Below are 20663 nucleotides of genomic sequence, written 5' to 3' on the forward strand. Positions count from 1 at the left end.
ATATCCCCTTTCCTTTTATAAGTATACAAATGATACGAATTATCATTTGCGTTTACATTTTATTTGAAATCCTTACAATGGCCTGACGAAATACTGACGGAATGACGATCTCCACTACGATGGAGGTCGCTTCTACTTATTATTCAAATCGTTAAAACGACACTTTGTCGATTTACATCAGACCAGGAAAGGTTTGCCTCATGGAAAAGCCACGTTATAACCAGCTTACCGCACTGATTATTGCCTCACTCGGCAGCGCCGGCGTGTTCGCCGCACCACAAGATGATGCACAGGACACCATGGTGGTGACCGCCTCCGGTTTCCAGCAACGGATCCAGGATTCCGCAGCCTCTATCTCGGTGATCCCACGCCAGCAGATTGAAGACAAAGCCTATCGCGACGTCACCGACGCATTAAAAGACGTGCCGGGCGTGGTAGTCACCGGCGGGGCCAGCAGCAGCGATATCAGCATCCGCGGCATGTCCTCCAAATACACCCTGATTCTGGTAGATGGCAAACGCGTGGACACGCGTGGCACTCGCCCGAACAGCGATAACTCCGGCATCGAACAGGGTTGGTTGCCACCGCTGGAAGCCATCGAACGCATCGAAGTAGTACGTGGCCCTATGTCATCGCTGTATGGTTCCGACGCCATGGGCGGCGTGATCAACGTGATCACCCGCAAGACCTCCAGAACCGAATGGAAAGGCTCTCTGCACGGCGACGCCACCTTCCAGGAACGCAGTGACTCCGGCGATATTTTCCAGACCAACGCCTACGCCTCCGGCCCGCTGATTGAAGGCCTGTTGGGCCTGCGGGTCAACGGTCTGCTGTCGCGTCGTGCCGAGGACCAAATCCTCAACGGTTTTAACGAACAGCGCATGCGCAGCGGCACCGCGGTGTTTAGCCTGACACCGGATGATAAAAACGAATTCGATTTTGAAGTTGGCCGCTCGCTGCAGGACCGTAACAGCACGCCGGGTCAATCCATGGCGGCCGAAAACTGCCGCAATAACAAATGTACGTCAAACACCGCCAGTGACAGCCTTTACGCCCGCACCAACTATGCACTAACGCATAACGGTTATTACGACTTCGGCAACACCACCAGTTACATTCAGCACGAAGAAAACAATAACCCGGGCCGCAACATGAAGATGTATAACACCATCCTCAATACCCAAACCCAGTTTGATCTCGGCGCCCATATGCTGAGCCTGGGTGGTCAATACCGTTACGAAAAATTGAGTGACGAAGGCAATCAGTTGGCAGCGGCAGATGACTTGAATAAGCTGACCCGTTGGAGCTGGGCGCTGTTTGCCGAAGACGAATGGGCGATGACCAACGACTTCAGCCTGACCAGCGGCATCCGTATGGATCAGGACCAGAACTACGGCAACCACTGGACACCGCGCATGTACGGCGTCTGGCACCTGACCGAGCAATTTACCCTGAAAGGCGGCGTTTCCGCCGGCTACCGGTCACCAGACCTGCGCCAATCCTCTGCCAACTGGGGGCAAATCACCGGTGGTGGGCGCACCTCAATCATTATCGGCAACCCGGATCTGCAGCCAGAGAAAAGCCTGAGCGAAGAGATCGGCGTGATGTGGGATAACCAACAGGGCCTGAACGCCGGCGTAACCCTGTTCAACACCGACTTCAAAGACAAGATCACCGAAGTCCGTCGCTGTGACAGCGGTGATGGCGACGCACAATGCATGATCGGCAATACGCCTTACTACTTTATCAGTGACCGCACTAACGTTGATAAAGCCAATATGCGCGGCGTAGAGGCCACCTTCGGCTGGGAAATCACCAAGGACTGGGAGTGGACCACCAACTACACCTATACCTCGTCCGAACAGAAAAGCGGAGATTTCCAGGGCAAGCCGCTGAACCAGATGCCGAAACATATGGTTAACAGCGTGCTGGATTGGCAGGCCACACAAGACGTCAGCCTGTGGTCACGCGTGAACTTCCGCAGCAAGACTTCAGATTATTTAAGCCGTACCTCAATGGCCAAGAGCACGCCGTCTTACACCTTTGTCGACGCCGGTCTGAGCTATAAGGCCAATAAAAACCTGCAGGTTACCGGTGGGGTCTACAACATCCTCGACAAAACCGTGGATTACGATCACTACAACACCGTACTGGATGGTCGCCGCTACACCGTCGGCATGACTTACAACTTCTGATGCCACACCGGGCGCGCACTTCAAACTGCGCGCCCTTTTTGTCACTCTCCCACCCGAGGAAGCCTTAATGACATTACGTCGTTCCCCCATGGTTATCGCCCTGCTGGCCTGTATGGCGCTGGCAGGCTGCAACAGTCAGCCCCACACTGCGGCCCCGGCAACGGTCAACTTTCAACATCTTAGCGGCAACACAGAAGTGAAAAAACACCCGCAACGCGTGGTGGTGCTGGACTACGCTTCGCTGGAAACCCTGCAACTGCTGGGCGTCGAGCCGCTGGCACTGCCGGGCAACCGCACCATGCTGCCGGATAGCCTGAAGCAGTATCAGGATGCCAAATACCTCAACGCCGGTACCCTGTTTGAACCGGACATGGCCACGCTGCGCGCAGCCAAACCGGATCTTATCCTGATCGCCGGTCGCTCTTCCAAGGCCTATAGCGAACTGAGTGGTATCGCGCCAACGTTGAATATGGCGATTGATCCGCAAGATCAACTGGGCAGCCTGAAGCAACGGACGCTGCAGTTGGGTGAGTTGTTCGATAAACAGCCGCAGGCACAGGCCGCGGTCGACAAACTGGACGCTGAAATTGCAGCGGTCAAACCGCAAGTGGCAAAAGCCGGGCGTGGCCTGGTGGTGTTGTTCTCTGGCGGGAAAATCAGCGTTTATGCGCCTAAGAGCCGTTTCAGCTTTACCTACGATGCGCTCGGATTCCCTTCGGCGTTACAGAGCGAAAACCCCGATGTTCGCGGCAACAAGCTGTCGCCTGAGCAGGTGGCTAAACTGAACCCGGACTGGCTGTTTATCATCGATCGCGATGCGGCAACCGGCCGTCCGAATGCGGTTGCTCCGCAGAAGATACTCACCACTACCGCACTGAAAAACACCGTGGCGGTGAAGAAAGGTCAGGTGGTTTATTTACCGGCGGCTGAGGTCTATCTGTCTGGCGGTATTATCACCAGTCAGCATATCGTCGAACGCGTCGCCGACGCGCTGAACAAGAAGTAATAGTAAAAGGCCCGGCGATCACCGGGCCTTCCTGATATCAAACCACCGGCTGGTTCACCAGGCCGTCGATCAACACCTGCGGTGTCCCTTGCGAACAACGCTCAATCCGCCCGCGTACGCCATACACCCGTGCCAGACTCTGCGGCGTAATCACCTCTTCCGGCGCACCGTCGGCAATCAATTCGCCATTCTGCAGCATCAGTACGTGGTCACCATGACGCAGGGCAATATTGATGTCATGCACCACTACCACCGTGATGATATTGCGTTTACGCGTCTCTTTACGCACCAGATCCATCACGTGGAACTGGTAGTTGAGATCGAGCGCGCTCAGCGGCTCATCCAGCAACAACAGCGAGGGCTGGCGGATCAGCGACTGTGCCAACCCGACCAACTGTTTCTGCCCACCGGAGAGCTGATCAAGATAGCTCAGCGCCAAATGGGCGATGCCAAGCTGCTCGAGCAGCGCCATCACCTCGGCCTCGCTGCCGGCGTTGCTGCGGCCGCCTGAAGCGCGTTGCGCCACAATGATCGACTCCAGCACGTGCAGATGCACCCCGGCAGGCAACGATTGCGGCAGATACACCACCTTTTCAGCCCGGCGGGCAAAAGGCATCTGCATTAAATCGGTATCATCCAGCCACAGTTGCCCCTGCGCCGGGTTTAACCCCGCCAATGAACGCAGCAGCGTCGACTTTCCACTGCCGTTCGGCCCCAACAGCACGGTGATTTGACCGCGAGATAACATCGGGACCGCCAGATTGCTGATCACCTGACGCTTCGGATAACCGGCAGAAAAATGCTCAATGCGTAATCCCTGACTCATACATTCCCCCGATGACGCAGAATAATACTCAGGAAGAACGGCACGCCCACCAGCGAGGTGACGATACCCACCGGGATGATGATCCCCGGGATCAGGTTTTTCGACACTACGGAAGCCATCGACAACACCAGCGCACCAATCAGCGCACTGGCCGGCAGATAGAAACGGTGATCTTCACCGAAAATCATTCGGGCGATATGCGGCGCCACCAGGCCGATAAAACCGATAGGCCCGACAAACGCCACCGCTAATGCGGAAAGAATACTGATACGCAGCAAGGTAGTCAGACGCAGACGACGCACGTCGATACCAAAGCTCACCGCCCGATCTTCACCCAGACGCAGCGCGGTCAGTTTCCATGAGCTCATCATCGACAACGGCAGCAGCACGGCGAATACTCCGAGCAGGATACCCAGCTTGTCCCATGAGGCGCGCGCCAGGCTGCCCATGGTCCAGAACACCAGTCCCTGCAGCGTGTCTTCGCTGGCAATAAACTGCATCATGGAAACCAGCGCGTTAAAGGTGAACACCAGCGCAATGCCAAACAGCACCACCCCGGAGGTGGCAACCCGCGTCCAGCGCGTAATACCGTCCAGCATCAGCGCGGCGAACAGGGCGAAAACAAACGCATTGGCGGAAATAAACCACTGGTCGGGAATGCCCGGTACGCCAATCCCCAACACGATGGCCAGCGCCGCGCCGAAAGCCGCAGCAGAAGACACCCCCAGGGTAAAGGGGCTGGCCAGCGGGTTATTCAGGATGGTCTGCATTTCGGCACCGGCCAGGCCAAGCGCAAAGCCCACCACCACCGCCATCAAGGCATAGGGCAGGCGGATATCCCAGACGATCACCCGCGTTCCGGCATCGGCCGTCGCAGGATCAATCAGCGTTTGCCACAGCGAGGACAACGAAAGACCTGAGGGCCCCAGGGTAAAATCCAGCAGCAGCGACCCCAAAATCGCCAATGCCAACACCCCCATCATCAATAAACGGTGGCGGAGAATATGGTGATAACGCCCCATAACGTTGACGTCGGGTTGCCCCTTGGCGTCAGACAGAGGATCGGTGGATACGCTCATTATTTCGGATACCTGTTACGACGATGACCATAGCGGTGTGCCAGACGGCCGCTTGAACCTGATAAGCAGCCGGTAACAATAAAGCAAACGATAATACTTATCAATCATATCAATAGCTATTACCCGCCATGTGAATATGTAACGCTTTATTTTATAAGGTGATTAACCAAACAGGTCTGACAAGCCGTGGTTAGCGGACAAGGTTAATAAATCCGAAAGTTTCACCTCACTCCGTCCGGCTGTGACAAATTGCAACGAAACCACATAGAATCCAAAACCAGACCGGTAAATGGCGTGCTCACCGCGCCAGACCGGATATTTTGGCCTGTTGGCAGGGCCCCGATGAAAGAGGCTGCATTGAGAAGTCGAACCCAAACCTTAACGCCTAAAAAGCCCGCCTTGCTGCACTGGCTGGTACAAAGCCCGCAGCAGGCTGATGACGCCCAATTCCAACGCCAGATGCGGCTGACCCTGGTGCCTTCGCCAGTCACCCCCTGGCTGAATGCCGCCGGGGTGGCGCTGCTGCTGTTGGCTTATGCCTGGCTGAGCCATATGACCATTGGCGCAGCACTGCTGGTGTTGCTGGTCCTGCTGACCGGCGTGCGCTGGTGGCTGGCGCGCGTCAGTCCCCCCCGCAGGCCAACCGCCATGCTGGTAACGGTGCTGCTCTGGTGCGCCCTGGTGGGAGCCATTGCCCTGCTGGCGATGCTGTCTGGTCGCATGGTTCTGATCCTGTTCGCCGGCCTGTTGATTACCGCGCTGGCGTTCTGGCTGATACAGCGCCACGCCGCCGCACCGCGCTTTGCCTTGCTGGAGGTGATGCTGCTGACGCTGCCCTATCTGCTGGCCGCGCCGTTGTCACGCGTGCAAAATCTGTTTTTACTGGCGGATATCATTCCGCTGTGGTTGCTGCTGGCCCATGGATTGATCGCGTTTTACCATCGTCAGGTGGCACAGCAGGTCACGCTGACCGCAGAAAAACAGCAAGCGGCCCAGCGCGATCATTTGACCGGCTTCCTCAACCGGGCTGGCGGCGAAGCGGTGATGCAGGAAATTTGTAGCCCCTCGCCCACCATCCACCCACTTTCTCATCTGTTTATGATCGAATTCACCCCACTGGCAGCGCTGTACCAAAGCCACGGCGTGCTGATCGGCGATGATGTGTTACGCACCATTGGCGAGCGCCTGAAAATGCTGGTTCGCCCCAGTGATTTTGTCTGTCGCTATAGCGGTGGTCAGTTTCTGATCCTGGTGCACGGCCTGCCTTACGGTTCCGAAGGGGAGTTTTTGGCGCGTATCGTTCCCCCGTTGGAGGTGCCATACGACTTTGGTGCATTCGGTGAGGTGACGCTGCAGTTGAATAGCGGTGTACTGGCGTTAACGCAGGATTATCAAACGGTTGAAAGCCTGATGGCGGCGGCGCAGCAAGCGCTGGTGGTCAACAGAAAGGAGTAGCACGGCGTTTCAAGCTGCAGCCAGGCGATCGGCTGCAGCTTGAAATTCACAGGCTAAAGATCGGAGTTAGTTCACGTCCATTTTCGGGAATTCCATTTCGCTGTACTTCACGACACGGGTGCCGCGCGTCAGCTTGTAGCCGAACCAGATAATCAGGAACAGCGGCAGACCGATATAGGTGGCCGTCACACCGTACCAGTCGATCCGGTCTTGCAGGAACGCCTGATAGTTCTGTCCCAGCGTGATAACCAGGCACAGGACAAAGGCAAAGATCGGCCCCAGCGGGAAGAAGCCGGAACGGTACGGCAGATCGTTGAGATCGCGCCCCTGGATCATATAGCCACGACGGAAACGGTAATGGCTGATGGCAATCCCTAACCAGGCGATAAAGCCGGTCATGCCTGAAGTATTCAGCAGCCACAGATAAACCGACTGGTTGCCGAACATCGAGCTCAGGAAGCACAGACCCGCCACCACGGTAGTGGCGTACAACGCGTTGCGTGGCACCCCGCCCTTCGACAGTTTGGCAAAGATACGTGGCGCTTTACCTTCCGATGCCAGAGTAAACAGCATGCGGGTGGAAGCGTACATCCCGGAGTTACCGGCGGACAATACTGCCGTCAGGATCACCGCATTCATCACCGCCGCCGCCGACAGCAGACCGGCGTGCTGGAACACCAGCGTGAACGGGCTGACGCTGATGTCTTTCACATCGTTACGCAGCAGGCTCGGATCGGTATAAGGAATGATCAAGCTGATAATCAGGATGGCAAAGATATAGAACAGCAGGATACGCCAGAACACCTGACGCACCGCGCGCGGGATGTTTTTGCCCGGGTTTTCCGACTCACCGGCCGCGATACCGATAAGCTCGGTGCCCTGGAACGAGAAGCCCACTATCATCGCCACGCCTATCATTGCCGAGAACCCTCCGGCAAACGGCGCGTCGCCTATGGTCCAGTTCTGCCAGCCTGCGTGCTCCCCCCCTTTGAGGATGCCGAAGATCATCAGCACACCGATACCGATAAAGATAATGACGGTGGTCACTTTGATCAGCGAGAACCAGTATTCCGCTTCACCGAAACCTTTAACCGAAATGTAGTTCAACAGGAACATCAGGCAAAGGAACAGTGCGCTCCAGATCCAGCCTGGCGCGTCCGGGAACCAGTAGGTCATCACCAGCTGTGAAGCCACCAGGTCAACGGCGATGGTCACCGCCCAGTTGTACCAATAGTTCCAGCCCAGCGCGAAACCAAAGCCTTCTTCTACGTATTTGGCACCGTAGGTAGAGAACGAGCCGGAGACCGGCATAAAAGCTGCCAATTCGCCCAGACTGGTCATCAGGAAGTAAACCATCAACCCGATCAGCGCGTAGGACAGCAGTGCCCCGCCCGGACCGGCCTGAGAAACCGTAGCGCCAGAGGCGACAAACAGACCGGTGCCAATAGAGCCACCAATAGCAATCATGGTTAAGTGCCGAGCTTTCAGCTCGCGGCGCAATCCGGGTGCTGGTTGCCCCGATGTTTTTATATCCTGCTGAGCCATTCTTACCCTATCTGCTGGTCAAAAAAAATGAGGGCGGATTGTAACAAATACCCACCGGCGAACTAGTAACATTGCACTGATATAAGATAGCTTCATAATTCAGGGCTAATTATTAGCAACGGGCCACAATACCTTACTTACTGTCATTAATGTGACAGGGAGCAGATTTTTATGCTTTGTTTCTCCTGACAGAGACGTCATTGGGGCTGAAACCCGCAGTAGCCGAGGAAACGCTGCAGCGCGTTGGAGAGATGCTTTTGCCGGTGATGGATCAGATAAAGGGTCCGCATCAGAGGCGGCAACGGCACATTCAGTGCCACCAGCACCCCGCTGTCCAACTGTTCGCCGATCACCCGCCGCGACAGACAGCTGATCCCCATGCCGTGGCGTACCGCGTGCTTGATCGCTTCCGAGTTGCCCAGTTCCATCACCAACTGGAAGTGCGGCAAGTGCGCCAGCAGCAGGTGATGCAGCACCTCGCGCGTACCCGAGCCGCCTTCACGCAGGATCCAGGGAGCGGTAGCCAGCATCTCCAGAGTCAGCGGCTGCCCGGCCAGCGGGTTGTCCGGCGCGGCAAACACCACCAACTCATCTTCCAGCCACGGCAGAGTGATCAGTTCCGGCATATGGCAAGGGCCTTCAATCAACCCCAGATCGACCCGGAAGTCCGCAACCGCGCCAATCACGTCCTGGCTGTTGCCGACGTTCAATTCCAACGGTGAAGCGGGGAAATCATGCCGATAATGGGCGATCATCTCCGGCAGCATATAGTTGCCGATGGTGCTGCTGGCACCGATGCGCAACGCACCGCCGTCATGGCGGAACAGCTGTTCAATCTCGCCCGCCTGCTCCAGAAGCGCCAGGGCCTTCGGATACAGCAACCGGCCGTGCTCATTAATGACCAGACGCTTCCCCACGCGATCGAATAACTGCACGCCCAACTGCCCTTCCAGATCGGCCAGCGCTGCGCTGACCGCCGATTGTGATAACGCCAGAACCACCGAGGCCTGCGTGGTCGAACCGCTTTTAAGCACTTCGGTAAAAACTTCCAATTGACGTAAGGTGATATGCATAGCGTCTCGGTATTGATCAAAGGTGACATCGAAAAAAGTCACTGAAATTAATGCAAAATCTGCGCTGCTGACCGGCAACAACGCACAGGGTGAATAACATTAATGGTACCACGTTTGCAGAAATCAGCATGAAAGCCAGCCAGGTCGACTAACCACTTATTCAGATAGGTTATAACCATATAATCAATTTCTCTTTTATGCTGCCAGAACGTAGTCTGTGCTCAAGATTTTGAATAAAAGGGCTGACTTATGGCGACCAATACCACACACAATTTCCCAACCCGACAATTCCCCCTGTTCGGTATACCTCACCTGGTCCCCGGGCTGTTGTTGACCGGTGCCATCACCGCGTTGGCGGTATGGGTCGGTGATATTCCCTGGGTAGCCGGATTGGGATTAGGGGCGCTGACGCTGGCGATTTTACTCGGCATTGTGGTGGGCAATACGCTGTATCCCTGGTTGCAACCAAGCTGCCATGGCGGCGTTCAATTTGCCAAACAGCGCCTGCTGCGTCTCGGTATTATCCTTTACGGCTTCCGTCTGACGTTCCAGCAAATTGCCGACGTGGGCACTACCGGCATCATCATTGATGCCTTGACGCTAACCACCACTTTCCTGCTGGCCTGCTGGTTGGGCAAAAGGGTGTTTGGCCTCGACAGTCACACCACCATGCTGATCGGTGCCGGCAGCAGCATCTGCGGTGCGGCCGCGGTCATGGCGACCGAGCCGGTATTGAAAGCCGATGCCAATAAAGTGGCCGTCGCAGTCAGCACCGTGGTGGTGTTCGGCACACTGGCGATCTTCGCCTACCCATGGCTGTACCATCTGAATGAGCAATTCCAGTGGCTGCCGTTTAATCAGGAAACTTTCGGTATCTTTACCGGTTCGACCATCCACGAAGTGGCACAGGTCGTCGCCGCCGGGCATGCCATCGGGCCGGATGCCGAAAATGCCGCGGTGATCTCCAAAATGATCCGCGTGATGATGCTGGCACCCTTCCTGGTCGTGCTCTCCGGGTTTATCAGCCGCAGCCGTAGCACCGAAAACACTGGGGAGAAGGCAGAAAAATCCGCCATCACCATTCCCTGGTTCGCCGTGCTGTTTATCGCCGTAGCCGGGCTGAACTCATTCGACCTGATCCCGGCGACACTGGTGAAACACCTGATTACCGCCGATACCTGGATGCTGGCGATGGCGATGGCGGCGCTGGGGCTAACCACCCACATCAGCGCAGTGCGTCAGGCAGGGATCAAACCGATTCTGCTGGCCACCCTGTTGTTCATCTGGCTGATTGTTGGCGGTACTGTGATTAACCTGCTGGTGCAACATTTCCTCTGATTATCTCCGCCGTTGTTTTCCGACCTCAGGCCCGCCATCGCGGGCCTGAACTTTTCCAGCCATTCAATCCTTCCGCTATCAATGCCATAATGACGCCGATTACACAGGAGAATGAAAATGAAGTTTGTCGGTGCACATGTCAGCGCGTCAGGCGGCGTGGATCAAGCAGTGATCCGCGCGCACGAATTAGAGGCGACCGCATTCGCCCTGTTCACTAAAAATCAGCGTCAATGGAAGGCCGCCCCGCTGCCTGCTGACGTGATTGATAAGTTTAAAAGCGCCTGTGCGCAATACGGTTACGGCCCTGGGCAGATCCTGCCGCACGACAGCTACCTGATTAATCTCGGCCACCCGGTGACCGAGGCATTGGAAAAATCCCGTGAAGCCTTTCTTGATGAAATGCAACGCTGCGAGCAACTGGGGCTGACGCTGCTGAACTTCCACCCTGGCAGCCATCTGCTGCAAATTGACGAAGACAAATGCCTGGCGCGTATCGCCGAATCCATCAACCTGGTGCTGGATAAAACCACCGGCGTGACGGCAGTGATCGAAAACACCGCCGGTCAGGGCAGTAATCTGGGCTTTAAGTTTGAACATTTGGCAGCGATCATCGACGGCGTGGAAGATAAAAGCCGCGTCGGCGTCTGTATCGATACCTGCCACGCCTTTGCCGCCGGTTACGACCTGCGTACCGAGGAAACCTGCGAACAGACCTTTAAAGAGCTGGGTGAGGTGGTGGGCTTCAACTATCTGCGCGGTATGCACCTGAATGACGCCAAGAGCGCATTCAACAGCCGCGTCGATCGGCACCACAGCCTGGGTGAGGGAAACATCGGTAAAACGGTGTTCAGCTATATCATGCGCGACGCGCGTTTCGACAATATCCCGCTGATCCTGGAAACGGTGAACCCGGATATCTGGGCGGAAGAGATCGCCTGGCTGAAAGCTCAGCAGTAGTTGTGTGTGGGTCACCCTCCCCGGTGAGCAATAGGATGACTGAGTGGGGGTGACTCTAGCGCGTCCTGCTAACGGAGTGGTTCATTTGAATAATTCAGCATGCGTGCCCAAAGCTACCAGCATGATGAGATCCTTCTCCTCATAAATTTTATAGACCAGTAGAAAATCCCCTCCCAGGTGCATTTCCCTGTTATCGGACCACTCTCCCGTCAAGGGATGATCAAGATATTCTGCTGGTATCATTTGCCGCGCGACCAATAGGGCACTGACGGTTTGGATGAGTGACATGTCATGTCGGCCGGCTTTATCGTAGCGGGCCCAATCTTTGTCAAAACGGGATGTGTAGTCCAATTTTCGCGGCCTAATCCCCGCTGGACGCGCCGCCCTCGCTGCTTTCGCCTTGGTCTTGGCTTTCGATAGTGGTTTTTTTACCAACTTTTAGGCTCTCCATCATGGATTCAACACTATTAAAGTGGTCCGGCTTTCCTGCCGCTAGAGCATCAGCTTCTTCAATGGCCGCACGAAGGCGTGCGTTAGGCGTATGGGCCTTTATTTCTATTGGCATAGCCTTGGTTGCAACGACTTCACTCAGAAATATTCTAAAGGCTGCACTGACCGTCAGTCCGCAATCTTTCAAAACAGCGGTTGCGGCATCTTTAAGATCAGTGTCGATGCGAGCACGTACATAAGTTTCCATCATTACCCCCTACATTTGTAGTCACATTGTAGTCACGCGAGACCATTAAAACAATCTTAAGATGCAGGAATAGACAAGGGACCCATAGGGTCCCTTGAGGTGGTTTTTATTGCCCGCGTAAAGGTTAAGCCACGCTAGCCGCCGGGACGTCAGCACGTTTCAGCACCGCGTAAGACACCCCCGCCAACAGCGTACCGGCGATAATCGCCACCAGATACAGCAACACTGGGGTGATAGCACCAGGGATCAACAGCACAAACAGCCCGCCGTGTGGTGCCATCAGCTTGGCACCAAACGCCATGGACAGCGCACCGGTCAATGCACCACCGGCGATGCAGCAAGGCAACACGCGCATCGGGTCACGGGCAGCAAACGGGATCGCCCCTTCAGAGATAAAGCACAGGCCTAACACCAGCGCAGCTTTGCCCCCTTCCTGCTGTGACTTGTCGAACTTGCGACGCGCCAGCAGCGTAGCCAACCCCATCGCCAGCGGTGGCACCATACCGGCAGCCATAATCGCCGCCATCGGCGCATACACCGAAGAACTCAGCAACGCCACGCCAAAGGCATAGGCCGCCTTGTTGACCGGGCCGCCCATATCGGTACACATCATGGCACCGAGGATCGCCCCCAGCAGCACTGCGTTAGCGGTACCCAGGGACTGCAGCCAATGGGTCAGGCCTTCCATGATTTTCGCCACCGGCGTACCGACGATGAAAATCATGATCAAACCGACGATCAGGCTGGCCACCAGCGGAATGATCAGGATCGGCTTCAGCGCTTCCATACTCTGCGGCAAACGCAGTTTGGTGCTGATAAATCTGGCGACATAACCCGCCAGGAAACCGGCAATGATACCGCCGAGGAAACCGGCTTCGGTGCTCACGGCCAGCATGCCGCCGATCAACCCTGGCGTCAGGCCCGGACGGTCAGCAATCGAGAACGCGATAAAACCGGCCAGTACCGGCACCATCAGCGCAAAGGCCGATCCCCCGCCGATTTGCATCAGCGCAGCCGCCAGCGTGCCTTTAACTTCAAATGCCTTGATACCGAACACGAACGACAGTGCGATACACAGACCGCCCGCCACCACCATCGGCAGCATGTAGGACACGCCGGTCAGCAGGTGGCGATATGGCCCGGCACTCTCTTTCTTCTTGCCGGCTGCGGCCGGAGTACCGCTTTTCTGCGGCAGGAAAATCTCGGCTTCGGCCTGTGCCTTGTCCAGTTCCTGCGCGGTTTTCTTCAGCGCCAAACCGGTCGAAGTACGGTACATCGGCTTGCCGGCAAATTTCTCCAGATCCACTTCGATGTCAGCCGCCACAATCACCAGATCGGCCGCCGCCACTTCTTCTGGCGTAATGGTATTGCCTGCGCCTACAGAACCACGGGTTTCAACCTTCACCCACCAGCCGCGTTTTTTGGCTTCGCTCTCAATGGCCTCTGCCGCCATAAAGGTATGCGCCACGCCGGTTGGGCAAGCGGTGATCGCCACAATGCGTTTTTGACCGGCCGCTTTGACCGGCTCAGCCGCTGCCGGTGCCTGCCAGGCTTTTGCCTCGGCGATAGCCTGCGTCAGGAAGGCTTCAGGTTCACGCACCGCGTGTTCCACATCACCCACATAAACCCGTTTGCCGTTCAGCGCGGCGTCAGCAGGCGCAGATTGCCCTGCGACCACCACCAGTTCAGCCTCAGCCAGCGACTCAACCAGCGTCAGGCCGGTTTTTGCTGCAGCAGCACCGAGCATACGTTTCGCCAGGTGACCACGCGCCTGCCCCAGCGAACTGTCTATCATCAGCAGTGTTTTCATTCTGCCTCCTGCTATTGATTAAAAGGTTTCAGATCGACACGCGCCATCATCGCGGCCAACTGTGGACGGTCGGTCACGCCAACGTTGCTCTGGCTGACGGCCAGTGCAGCCACGGCGGTGGCCAAACGCAAAGTATGTTCACTGGATTCACGCATCAGCAGGCCATAGATCAGCCCACCCACCATCGAGTCACCGGCACCGACGGTGCTGACCACTTCGCAGGCCGGGGGTTTGGCGATCCAGGCGCCGGAAGCGTTGACCCACAGCGCGCCTTCTGCGCCGAGAGAAATCACTACGTGGGCAATGCCCTGATCGCGCAGCGCATGGGCGGCCTCAACCACGTCTGCCAGCTGTGGCAACGGGCGACCGGCCCAGATTTCCAGCTCACGGCGGTTCGGTTTCACCAGCCACGGCGCGGCTTTCAGGCCGGCAACCAGGGCTTCACGGCTGCTGTCGAAAATAATGCATGGGCACTGGGCGCGCAGACGAACCATCCAGTCGGTAAAGGCATCGGGATCAACCCCGGCCGGCAGACTGCCGCTCACGGCCACCATGTCAAACTGACCGAGCCAGCTCAGGGAGTCGGTCACGAAACGTTCCCAATCCTGGCCGGTGACCTCAAAGCCGGAGAAGTTGAAATCGGTCACTTCGCCGTCTTTTTCCGTCAATTTGACGTTAATGCGGGTACGGCCCGGCACCACCTGGAAGCGGTTGGCAATGCCCAGATCGCTGAACAGCAGTTGGAAGCCGTCCTGGTTGTCTTTGCCGAGGAAGCCGCCGACTGTCACATCAATGCCCAAGTCTTTCAGCACCTTGGCGACGTTAATGCCTTTTCCGGCGGCGTGCAGGCCGGCAGTTTTAACCAGATTCACTTCACCGCGCTCGATCTCCGGGCAAAAGCCCACCAGATCGTAAGCCGGATTCAGGGTAATTGTTGCTACTCTTCTGCTCATGCTGCGCCCTCGCCCAGTCCTTCGTTAATTGCCGTTCCGATCGCCTTCAGCGCCGTTTCAGCATCTTCACCTTTGGCGGTAAAGCGCAGGTGATGTCCTTTCTTCACGCCCAACGCCACGACCTTCATCAGGCTGCGTCCGTTGGCCGGTTTGCCACTGCCATCCAGGTTAGTGACGGTAATTTCACTGCTGAACTGCTTGATGACGTTAACCAGTGCCGTGCCCGGACGGGCATGCAGACCGTGTTCGTTACGGATCACGTATTCGGCACTCAGGGTGGTATTTTCTTCTTCGACCTCACTGGTCAGCAATGCCAACACGGTGACGGCATCGGCGTTCAGCAAGCGTTCAGCTTTATTCGCCAACAGCAGGTCACTCAGGTAGTTCAGCACCGCCAGCGGTTGTTGGTCAGCCACCGACAGCGTCAACAGCAGCGCAACTTTCTCGCCGTCTTCGTCAAACGCCTGCACCGGGCGGCTCAGGGTGGCTGCGCTGGTCAGATTGCCTTCGGTGCTGTCACTCAGCCAAATGCCCTGCCCCAGATTCAGCGGCTTGCGGGTAATGACGTCGCTGACGAACTGGGCGTTGACCGCACCGATCTTCTGCAAACGACCGGCATTCAGCGCCTGCAGCGTCATCAGGCTGTCAGCGGCCACATCGAGCGCAATCAGGGAAGCGTCAAACTGGAATTCCGCCGTCAGCTTTTCGCCCATCAACAGGCTGCGCAGCTCTTCAGCCGAGGTGGTTTTCGCCAACTGTTCGGCCACGCTGTCGTCGCTCAGTACGTGTGTCAGCTGGCGCAACAGCGCCAGGTGTTCGTCGGAACGGGCGGCAATGCCAATCACCACAAAGGCGGTTTGGCCTTCGCCCCACTCAATGCCCTGTGGAAACTGAAATACCTGCACGCCGGTGTTCAGCACCAGATCGCGGGTATCGGTGGTGCCATGCGGGATGGCGATGCCGTTACCCAGGTAAGTGGGGGTTTGCAGCTCGCGCTGCAGCATGCCGTCCACGTAGGCGGCACTGACGCAGCCGGCCTCGGTCAGTGCGGCGGCAACCTGTTGGATGGCTTCCTGCTTGCTGCCGGCAGCCGCGCCCAGGTGAATATCTTGCTGTGACAACTGGAACATGATTCTCCTCTCCTGCTGAATTGAATCGTTTCAGCTTCATTGGGAAAAAGGAGCGTTATCGGTACGGAATCATCGCGCCCATAACGCTGAAACGTTTCAAGGAGTGTGTAAGTAGCACTGACCGAAAGCAAGTTTTCTCAATATTGATGTGCTAGATTTTTGACCTTACGCACACTTTTCCTGAAGGGTTACCTGTCACGAGGGTAAAATGACATACTGTGCTGAAACTTTGCTGACGGAGAAAAGCATGACTGTAGTGGCTGGCGTAGGGGTAATCATCGTAAATGCCCAAGGGGAAATATTGCTGGGGAAACGCTGCGGCCAACACGCGCCCTTTTGGTCGATCCCCGGAGGGCACCTGGATGCTGGTGAAACCATTGAACAATGTGCACAACGTGAGATTGCCGAAGAAACCGGGCTGATCATCGCCCCGCCCACTTTTATCGGCATCAGCAATAATCTGCAAACCTGGCGCGCCGAGGGAAAACATACCCTGTCCGTATGTTTGCTGACCCAGCATCCCGGTGGTGATCCCGAACTGAAAGAGCCGGAAAAATGTGCCGAGTGGCGCTGGTGCTCGCCGAACAAGTTACCGGAGCCCCATTTCGAAGCCAGCCGCAATGCCATTCATCTTTGGCTGACGGGCCAGAACTACCTGCCCACAAAGTAGCTGTTTTCAATCATGATTTTTCCACTCTGTCCGTGATCTTGCTCATAGACTGATAAAACCTCATAAAAAATGCGTTATATAACCCAGAATATAACGCTGGAAAATCCCTCGAATGACCTTTTTCCTGCTAAAAATAACCCTATAGTATTAGATGTCATTGCTAATTATACCTATACTTCTTCAGGTGTGTCGGCACTCGGCCGGCCATTTTTTTGGCAAGGTTTTCCTTGGTATTTCATAATTATAAGCGGGTTCAATATGACCAATAAATTCACTGGCTTGATAAAAAAGCACCGCTGGGGATGGCTGTGGCTTTTGCTGCTGGGGATTATCCTCGGAGCAGCATTATTGGCGGGTACCGCCACGGTATTCCACAAAACCAGCGACACCGCCTTCTGTGTGTCCTGTCATACCATGCAACAACCGCTGGCCGAATATCAGGGCAGCATTCACTTCCAAAATACCAAGGGTATTCGCGCTGAATGCGCCGACTGCCACGTTCCGCACGAACCGCTTGATTACCTGTGGACCAAGATCCGCGCGGTAAAAGACATTTATGGCGAGATGGTGGGCACCATCGATACACCAGAGAAATACGAGGCGCATAAGCTGGCGATGGCACAGTCGGTATGGAAAACGTTGAAAGAAAGCGATTCCGCCACCTGCCGCTCATGCCACAGCTTTGACGCCATGGACATCACCGCCCAGCGGCCTGAAGCGCGTATCCAGCATCCGGTGGCCATCAAACAGGGTGAAACCTGTATCGATTGCCATAAAGGGGTGGCGCATATCCTGCCAGACATGAGCGGTGCAGCTCAGGCCGGTGCCGCCGAACTGGCGAAGGCCGCAGCCGAAACCTCACCGACCGCCACTACGCTGTACACCATTGCCACTGAACCCTTCTTCCTGAAACCGGACGACAGCCACAATGCCGGCAACCTGATGCCATCCACCGAAGTTCAGGTGGTGACGCAGGAAGGCGACAAGGTGCTGGCCAGCGTCACCGGCTGGCAGCAAGACGGCGTCAGTGAAGTGTTCTACGCCGCGCAGGGCAAGCGTATCCTCAGCGTATTGCTGGGTGAAGACGCCCGCAAACTGCTGAAAACCGGCACCACCATGACCGATAGCGACACCGGGCTGGTGTGGCATCAGGTTTCCCTGCAAGTCTGGCTACCGCGTAAACAATTGATCGACGATCAGCAAAAAATCTGGCGCTACACCGCGGATATGATGTCGGCCAACTGCACAGGTTGCCACGGTCTGACCGCCCTCGATCGCTTCAACGCCAACCAGTGGATCGGCGTGATTAAAGGTATGGCTCCACGCACCTCGCTGACGCAGGAACAACTGCGCGTTCTGACACAATACGTGCAGAAACACGCCAGTGACATGCAGCCAGCCGCACCAGCCAAGCTTTAAGGGAGAAGCGAAATGAGCAAATATCAACAACAAGCGTTAAAAATGAGCCGCCGCCGCTTCCTGACCGGCGCCACCGCGCTGGCCGCCGCCCCGTTGCTGGCAGGCCTGTGGCCCAAGTCGGCGCTGGCGCAGGCCATCAGCCAGGCGCTGCCGCAATTTGTAGCATTGCGTCAGGCGCAGAAAGGCATTCTGACCGGTGCGCACTGGGGTGCGTTTGAAGCCATAGTGCAGGACGGCAAAATGATTGGCGTGCAGCCGGTCAAAGACGATCCTTACCCGAACGAACTGATCACCATGGCACCCTACCAGGTGCATGCTGAAAACCGCATCAAGTATCCGATGGTGCGTAAAAGCTGGCTGGAAGGTGGCCCGGGTAGCCATACCGAACTGCGCGGCCGCGACGAATGGGTGCGCGTCAGCTGGGACAAGGCGATTGAACTGGTCTGCGGTGAAATCACCCGTCTGCAAAAAGATCACGGCCCGCAGTCAATCTATGCCGGTTCCTATGGCTGGAAGAGCGTCGGCATGCTGCACAACAGCCGCACGCTGCTGCAACGCCTGATGAACCTGACCGGTGGCTTCCTCGGTTATGCCGGTGACTACTCTACCGGCGCCGCGCAGGTGATCATGTCACACGTGGTCGGCTCCATGGAGGTTTACGAACAGCAAACCGCCTGGCCAAACGTGATTGAAAACAGCCAACTGGTGGTGTTGTGGGGTTGTAACCCGATGATCACGTTGAAAAACAGTTGGAACGTGCCGGACCACTACGGCCAGACGGGCTTTGAAGCGCTGAAGAAGAAAGGCACCCGCGTTATCAGCATCGATCCGGTACACAACGACAGCGCCAAATTTATCGATGCGCAGTGGATCGCCCCACGTCCTTATACCGATGGCGCCATGTTGATCGGCATCGCCCACACGCTGCTGACCGAAAAGCTGCATAACCCGGACTTCCTGAAAACCTACACCGCCGGCTTCGACAAATTCCAGGCTTACTTGCTGGGTGAAACCGATGGCACGCCGAAAACCGCCGAATGGGCCGCCGACGTTTGCGGCGTCGATGCCGATGTATTGCGCCAACTGGCGCGCGATATGGCGAAAAATCGCACCATGATCATGGGCGGTTGGGGCATTCAGCGCCAGCATCATGGTGAACAGCAGCACTGGTTGTTGGTCACCGTCGCGGCGATGCTCGGCCAAATTGGCCTGCCGGGCGGCGGCTTTGGCTTCAGCTATCACTACTCTTCCGGCGGCAGTCCGACGGCGAAAGGCGGCATTGTTTCCGGTATTTCTGCCGGTAATGCGCCGAAAAACTCACCGGCACCGATCCCGGTGGCACGTATCGCCGAATGCCTGTCCAACCCAGGCAAGACCATTAACTTCAATGGCGCGCAGGTCACCTATCCCGAGGTTAAAATGGTGTATGTGGCCGGGGGTAACACCTTCCACCAGCACCAGGACACCAACAATCTGGTCAAGGCCTGGCAGCGGCCGGACACCATCGTGGTGAACGAACCTTACTGGACCGCTACCGCCAAACACGCCGATATCGTGTTACCGGCCACTACCAGCTATGAACGCAACGATCTGGAAATGGGCGGCGACTACTCGCAACTGTACGTGTTCCCAATGCATCAGTGCGTGGAGCCACAGCACGAGTCGCGCAGCGATTTCGATATCTTCGCGGCGATGGCGGCCAAACTGGGTGTGCAGGATGCCTTTACCGAAGGCAAAGATGAAACTCAGTGGTTGAAAGGCATGTACGATGACATGAAAACCCAGGCGCGCGGTGCCCGGGTGGCCCTGCCGCCGTTCGACATGTTCTGGGCATCCAATAACTATGTGCGCTTCCCGGTGCCCGAGGCCAACACCCAATGGGTGCGTTTCGCCGACTACCGCGAAAACCCGCTGCTCAATCCTTTGGGGACGCCGTCCGGCAAAATCGAGATCCATTCCGACGCTATCGCCAAAATGAAATACCTGGACTGCCCGGGTATTCCGACCTGGATGCCGCCGCATGAATGGTATCGTGGGCCGGAAGCGGTTAAATATCCGCTGTCGCTGAACACCGCGCACCCGATCAACCGCCTGCATTCGCAGCTCGACAACACGCCGCTGCGTAAAAAGTATGCGGTAGCCGATCGGGAAGCGATTGTGATCCATCCGGAAGACGCCAAGTCACGCGGCATCGCCAGCGGTGATCTGGTCCGTGCTTTTAACGATCGCGGCCAGATCCTGGTGGGCGCGGTAGTCAGTGAAGACGTACGCCCTGGTGTGGTTCGTATCAGCGAAGGGGCCTGGTTCGATCCGGCCGATCCGTCACAGCCGGGCTCGTTGTGCAAAAACGGCAACGTCAACTGCCTGACCTTCGACGTCGGCTCCTCCAGCCTGGCTCAGGGGAACTGTGGGCAGATGGCCCAGTTGCAGATCGAGAAGTATCAGGGTGAAGTGTTGAAAAACACTGCGCACGACGTGCCGGCCGGCGCGTAACGGCAGATCCAAAAGCA

Annotated in this window: 17 protein-coding genes; 8 read left to right on the forward strand and 9 right to left on the reverse strand. The window is 56.6% G+C overall.

The window, feature by feature from the left end:
* Positions 1-200: 200 nt before the first annotated feature.
* Both NHG65_RS17690 and NHG65_RS17695 read left to right on the forward strand, forming a co-directional pair.
* Positions 201-2195, forward strand: coding sequence for a ligand-gated channel protein (locus NHG65_RS17690; protein WP_499182501.1), 1995 nt, complete (start codon positions 201-203; stop codon positions 2193-2195).
* Between the two features lie 67 nt (positions 2196-2262).
* Complete coding sequence (locus tag NHG65_RS17695; protein WP_099063736.1) at positions 2263-3201, forward strand: siderophore ABC transporter substrate-binding protein; 939 nt, start codon at positions 2263-2265, stop codon at positions 3199-3201.
* A 37-nt stretch (positions 3202-3238) separates the two neighbouring features.
* On the opposite strand, the gene NHG65_RS17700 is transcribed toward NHG65_RS17695, so the two are convergent.
* The gene (locus NHG65_RS17700; protein WP_099063735.1) at positions 3239-4027 is read right to left on the reverse strand and encodes an ABC transporter ATP-binding protein; all 789 of its coding nucleotides are present in this window, start codon (positions 4025-4027) and stop codon (positions 3239-3241) included.
* Positions 4024-5106: a FecCD family ABC transporter permease gene (locus tag NHG65_RS17705; RefSeq protein WP_099063734.1), complete on the reverse strand. Its 1083-nt coding sequence runs from the start codon at positions 5104-5106 to the stop codon at positions 4024-4026. Before NHG65_RS17705 ends, NHG65_RS17700 begins: the two co-directional genes overlap by 4 nt.
* A 357-nt stretch (positions 5107-5463) precedes the next feature.
* On the opposite strand from NHG65_RS17705, the gene NHG65_RS17710 reads away from it, so the two are divergent.
* Positions 5464-6561 carry a GGDEF domain-containing protein gene (locus NHG65_RS17710; RefSeq protein ID WP_283603629.1) on the forward strand — a complete coding sequence of 366 codons (1098 nt, stop codon included), beginning with the start codon at positions 5464-5466 and terminating at the stop codon, positions 6559-6561.
* A 66-nt stretch (positions 6562-6627) separates the two neighbouring features.
* Here NHG65_RS17710 and NHG65_RS17715 read toward each other — a convergent pair whose 3' ends face one another.
* Both NHG65_RS17715 and yieE read right to left on the reverse strand, forming a co-directional pair.
* Positions 6628-8106: an amino acid permease gene (locus tag NHG65_RS17715; protein WP_085117630.1), complete on the reverse strand. Its 1479-nt coding sequence runs from the start codon at positions 8104-8106 to the stop codon at positions 6628-6630.
* Positions 8107-8303: 197 nt separating this feature from the next.
* On the reverse strand, positions 8304-9179 hold the full coding sequence (gene yieE, locus NHG65_RS17720; RefSeq protein ID WP_261416717.1) for a DNA-binding transcriptional regulator YeiE: 876 nt from the start codon (positions 9177-9179) through the stop codon (positions 8304-8306).
* A gap of 249 nt (positions 9180-9428) precedes the next feature.
* Between yieE and NHG65_RS17725 the strand changes: the two genes are divergently transcribed.
* Both NHG65_RS17725 and nfo read left to right on the forward strand, forming a co-directional pair.
* Positions 9429-10517 (forward strand): YeiH family putative sulfate export transporter, encoded by a 1089-nt coding sequence (locus NHG65_RS17725; protein ID WP_207978797.1) that lies wholly within the window; start codon positions 9429-9431, stop codon positions 10515-10517.
* 117 nt (positions 10518-10634) lie between these two features.
* Positions 10635-11474 carry a deoxyribonuclease IV gene (gene nfo, locus NHG65_RS17730; protein WP_112348895.1) on the forward strand — a complete coding sequence of 280 codons (840 nt, stop codon included), beginning with the start codon at positions 10635-10637 and terminating at the stop codon, positions 11472-11474.
* 81 nt (positions 11475-11555) lie between these two features.
* Here the strand turns inward: nfo and NHG65_RS17735 are convergent, their stop codons facing one another.
* From NHG65_RS17735 to fruB, 5 genes are all read right to left on the reverse strand, one after another.
* Positions 11556-11909 carry a type II toxin-antitoxin system YafQ family toxin gene (locus tag NHG65_RS17735; RefSeq protein WP_207978799.1) on the reverse strand — a complete coding sequence of 118 codons (354 nt, stop codon included), beginning with the start codon at positions 11907-11909 and terminating at the stop codon, positions 11556-11558.
* A complete protein-coding gene (locus tag NHG65_RS17740) occupies positions 11836-12174 on the reverse strand; it encodes a type II toxin-antitoxin system RelB/DinJ family antitoxin (RefSeq protein ID WP_207978800.1) in 339 nt (112 codons plus the stop codon). The genes NHG65_RS17735 and NHG65_RS17740 overlap by 74 nt, the downstream gene beginning before the upstream one ends.
* Positions 12175-12295: 121 nt before the next feature.
* Positions 12296-13981 (reverse strand): PTS fructose transporter subunit IIBC, encoded by a 1686-nt coding sequence (gene fruA / locus NHG65_RS17745; protein WP_413477894.1) that lies wholly within the window; start codon positions 13979-13981, stop codon positions 12296-12298.
* An 11-nt stretch (positions 13982-13992) separates the two neighbouring features.
* Positions 13993-14934: a 1-phosphofructokinase gene (gene fruK, locus NHG65_RS17750; protein WP_099063729.1), complete on the reverse strand. Its 942-nt coding sequence runs from the start codon at positions 14932-14934 to the stop codon at positions 13993-13995.
* A complete protein-coding gene (gene fruB, locus NHG65_RS17755; protein WP_499182502.1) occupies positions 14931-16064 on the reverse strand; it encodes a fused PTS fructose transporter subunit IIA/HPr protein in 1134 nt (377 codons plus the stop codon). Before fruB ends, fruK begins: the two co-directional genes overlap by 4 nt.
* 247 nt (positions 16065-16311) lie before the next feature.
* Here fruB and NHG65_RS17760 point away from each other — a divergent pair, with 247 nt between their 5' ends.
* The 3 genes from NHG65_RS17760 (at position 16312) to torA (ending at position 20646) form a co-directional block, all read left to right on the forward strand.
* Positions 16312-16734 (forward strand): nucleotide triphosphate diphosphatase NUDT15, encoded by a 423-nt coding sequence (locus NHG65_RS17760; protein ID WP_283603633.1) that lies wholly within the window; start codon positions 16312-16314, stop codon positions 16732-16734.
* A gap of 258 nt (positions 16735-16992) precedes the next feature.
* On the forward strand, positions 16993-18153 hold the full coding sequence (locus NHG65_RS17765; protein ID WP_499182503.1) for a NapC/NirT family cytochrome c: 1161 nt from the start codon (positions 16993-16995) through the stop codon (positions 18151-18153).
* Between the two features lie 12 nt (positions 18154-18165).
* Positions 18166-20646, forward strand: coding sequence for a trimethylamine-N-oxide reductase TorA (gene torA, locus NHG65_RS17770; protein ID WP_207978806.1), 2481 nt, complete (start codon positions 18166-18168; stop codon positions 20644-20646).
* The last annotated feature ends 17 nt before the right edge of the window (positions 20647-20663 follow it).

Origin of the sequence: Serratia myotis (genome assembly GCF_027474885.1) — a bacterium.
Lineage (GTDB): Bacteria > Pseudomonadota > Gammaproteobacteria > Enterobacterales > Enterobacteriaceae > Serratia > Serratia proteamaculans.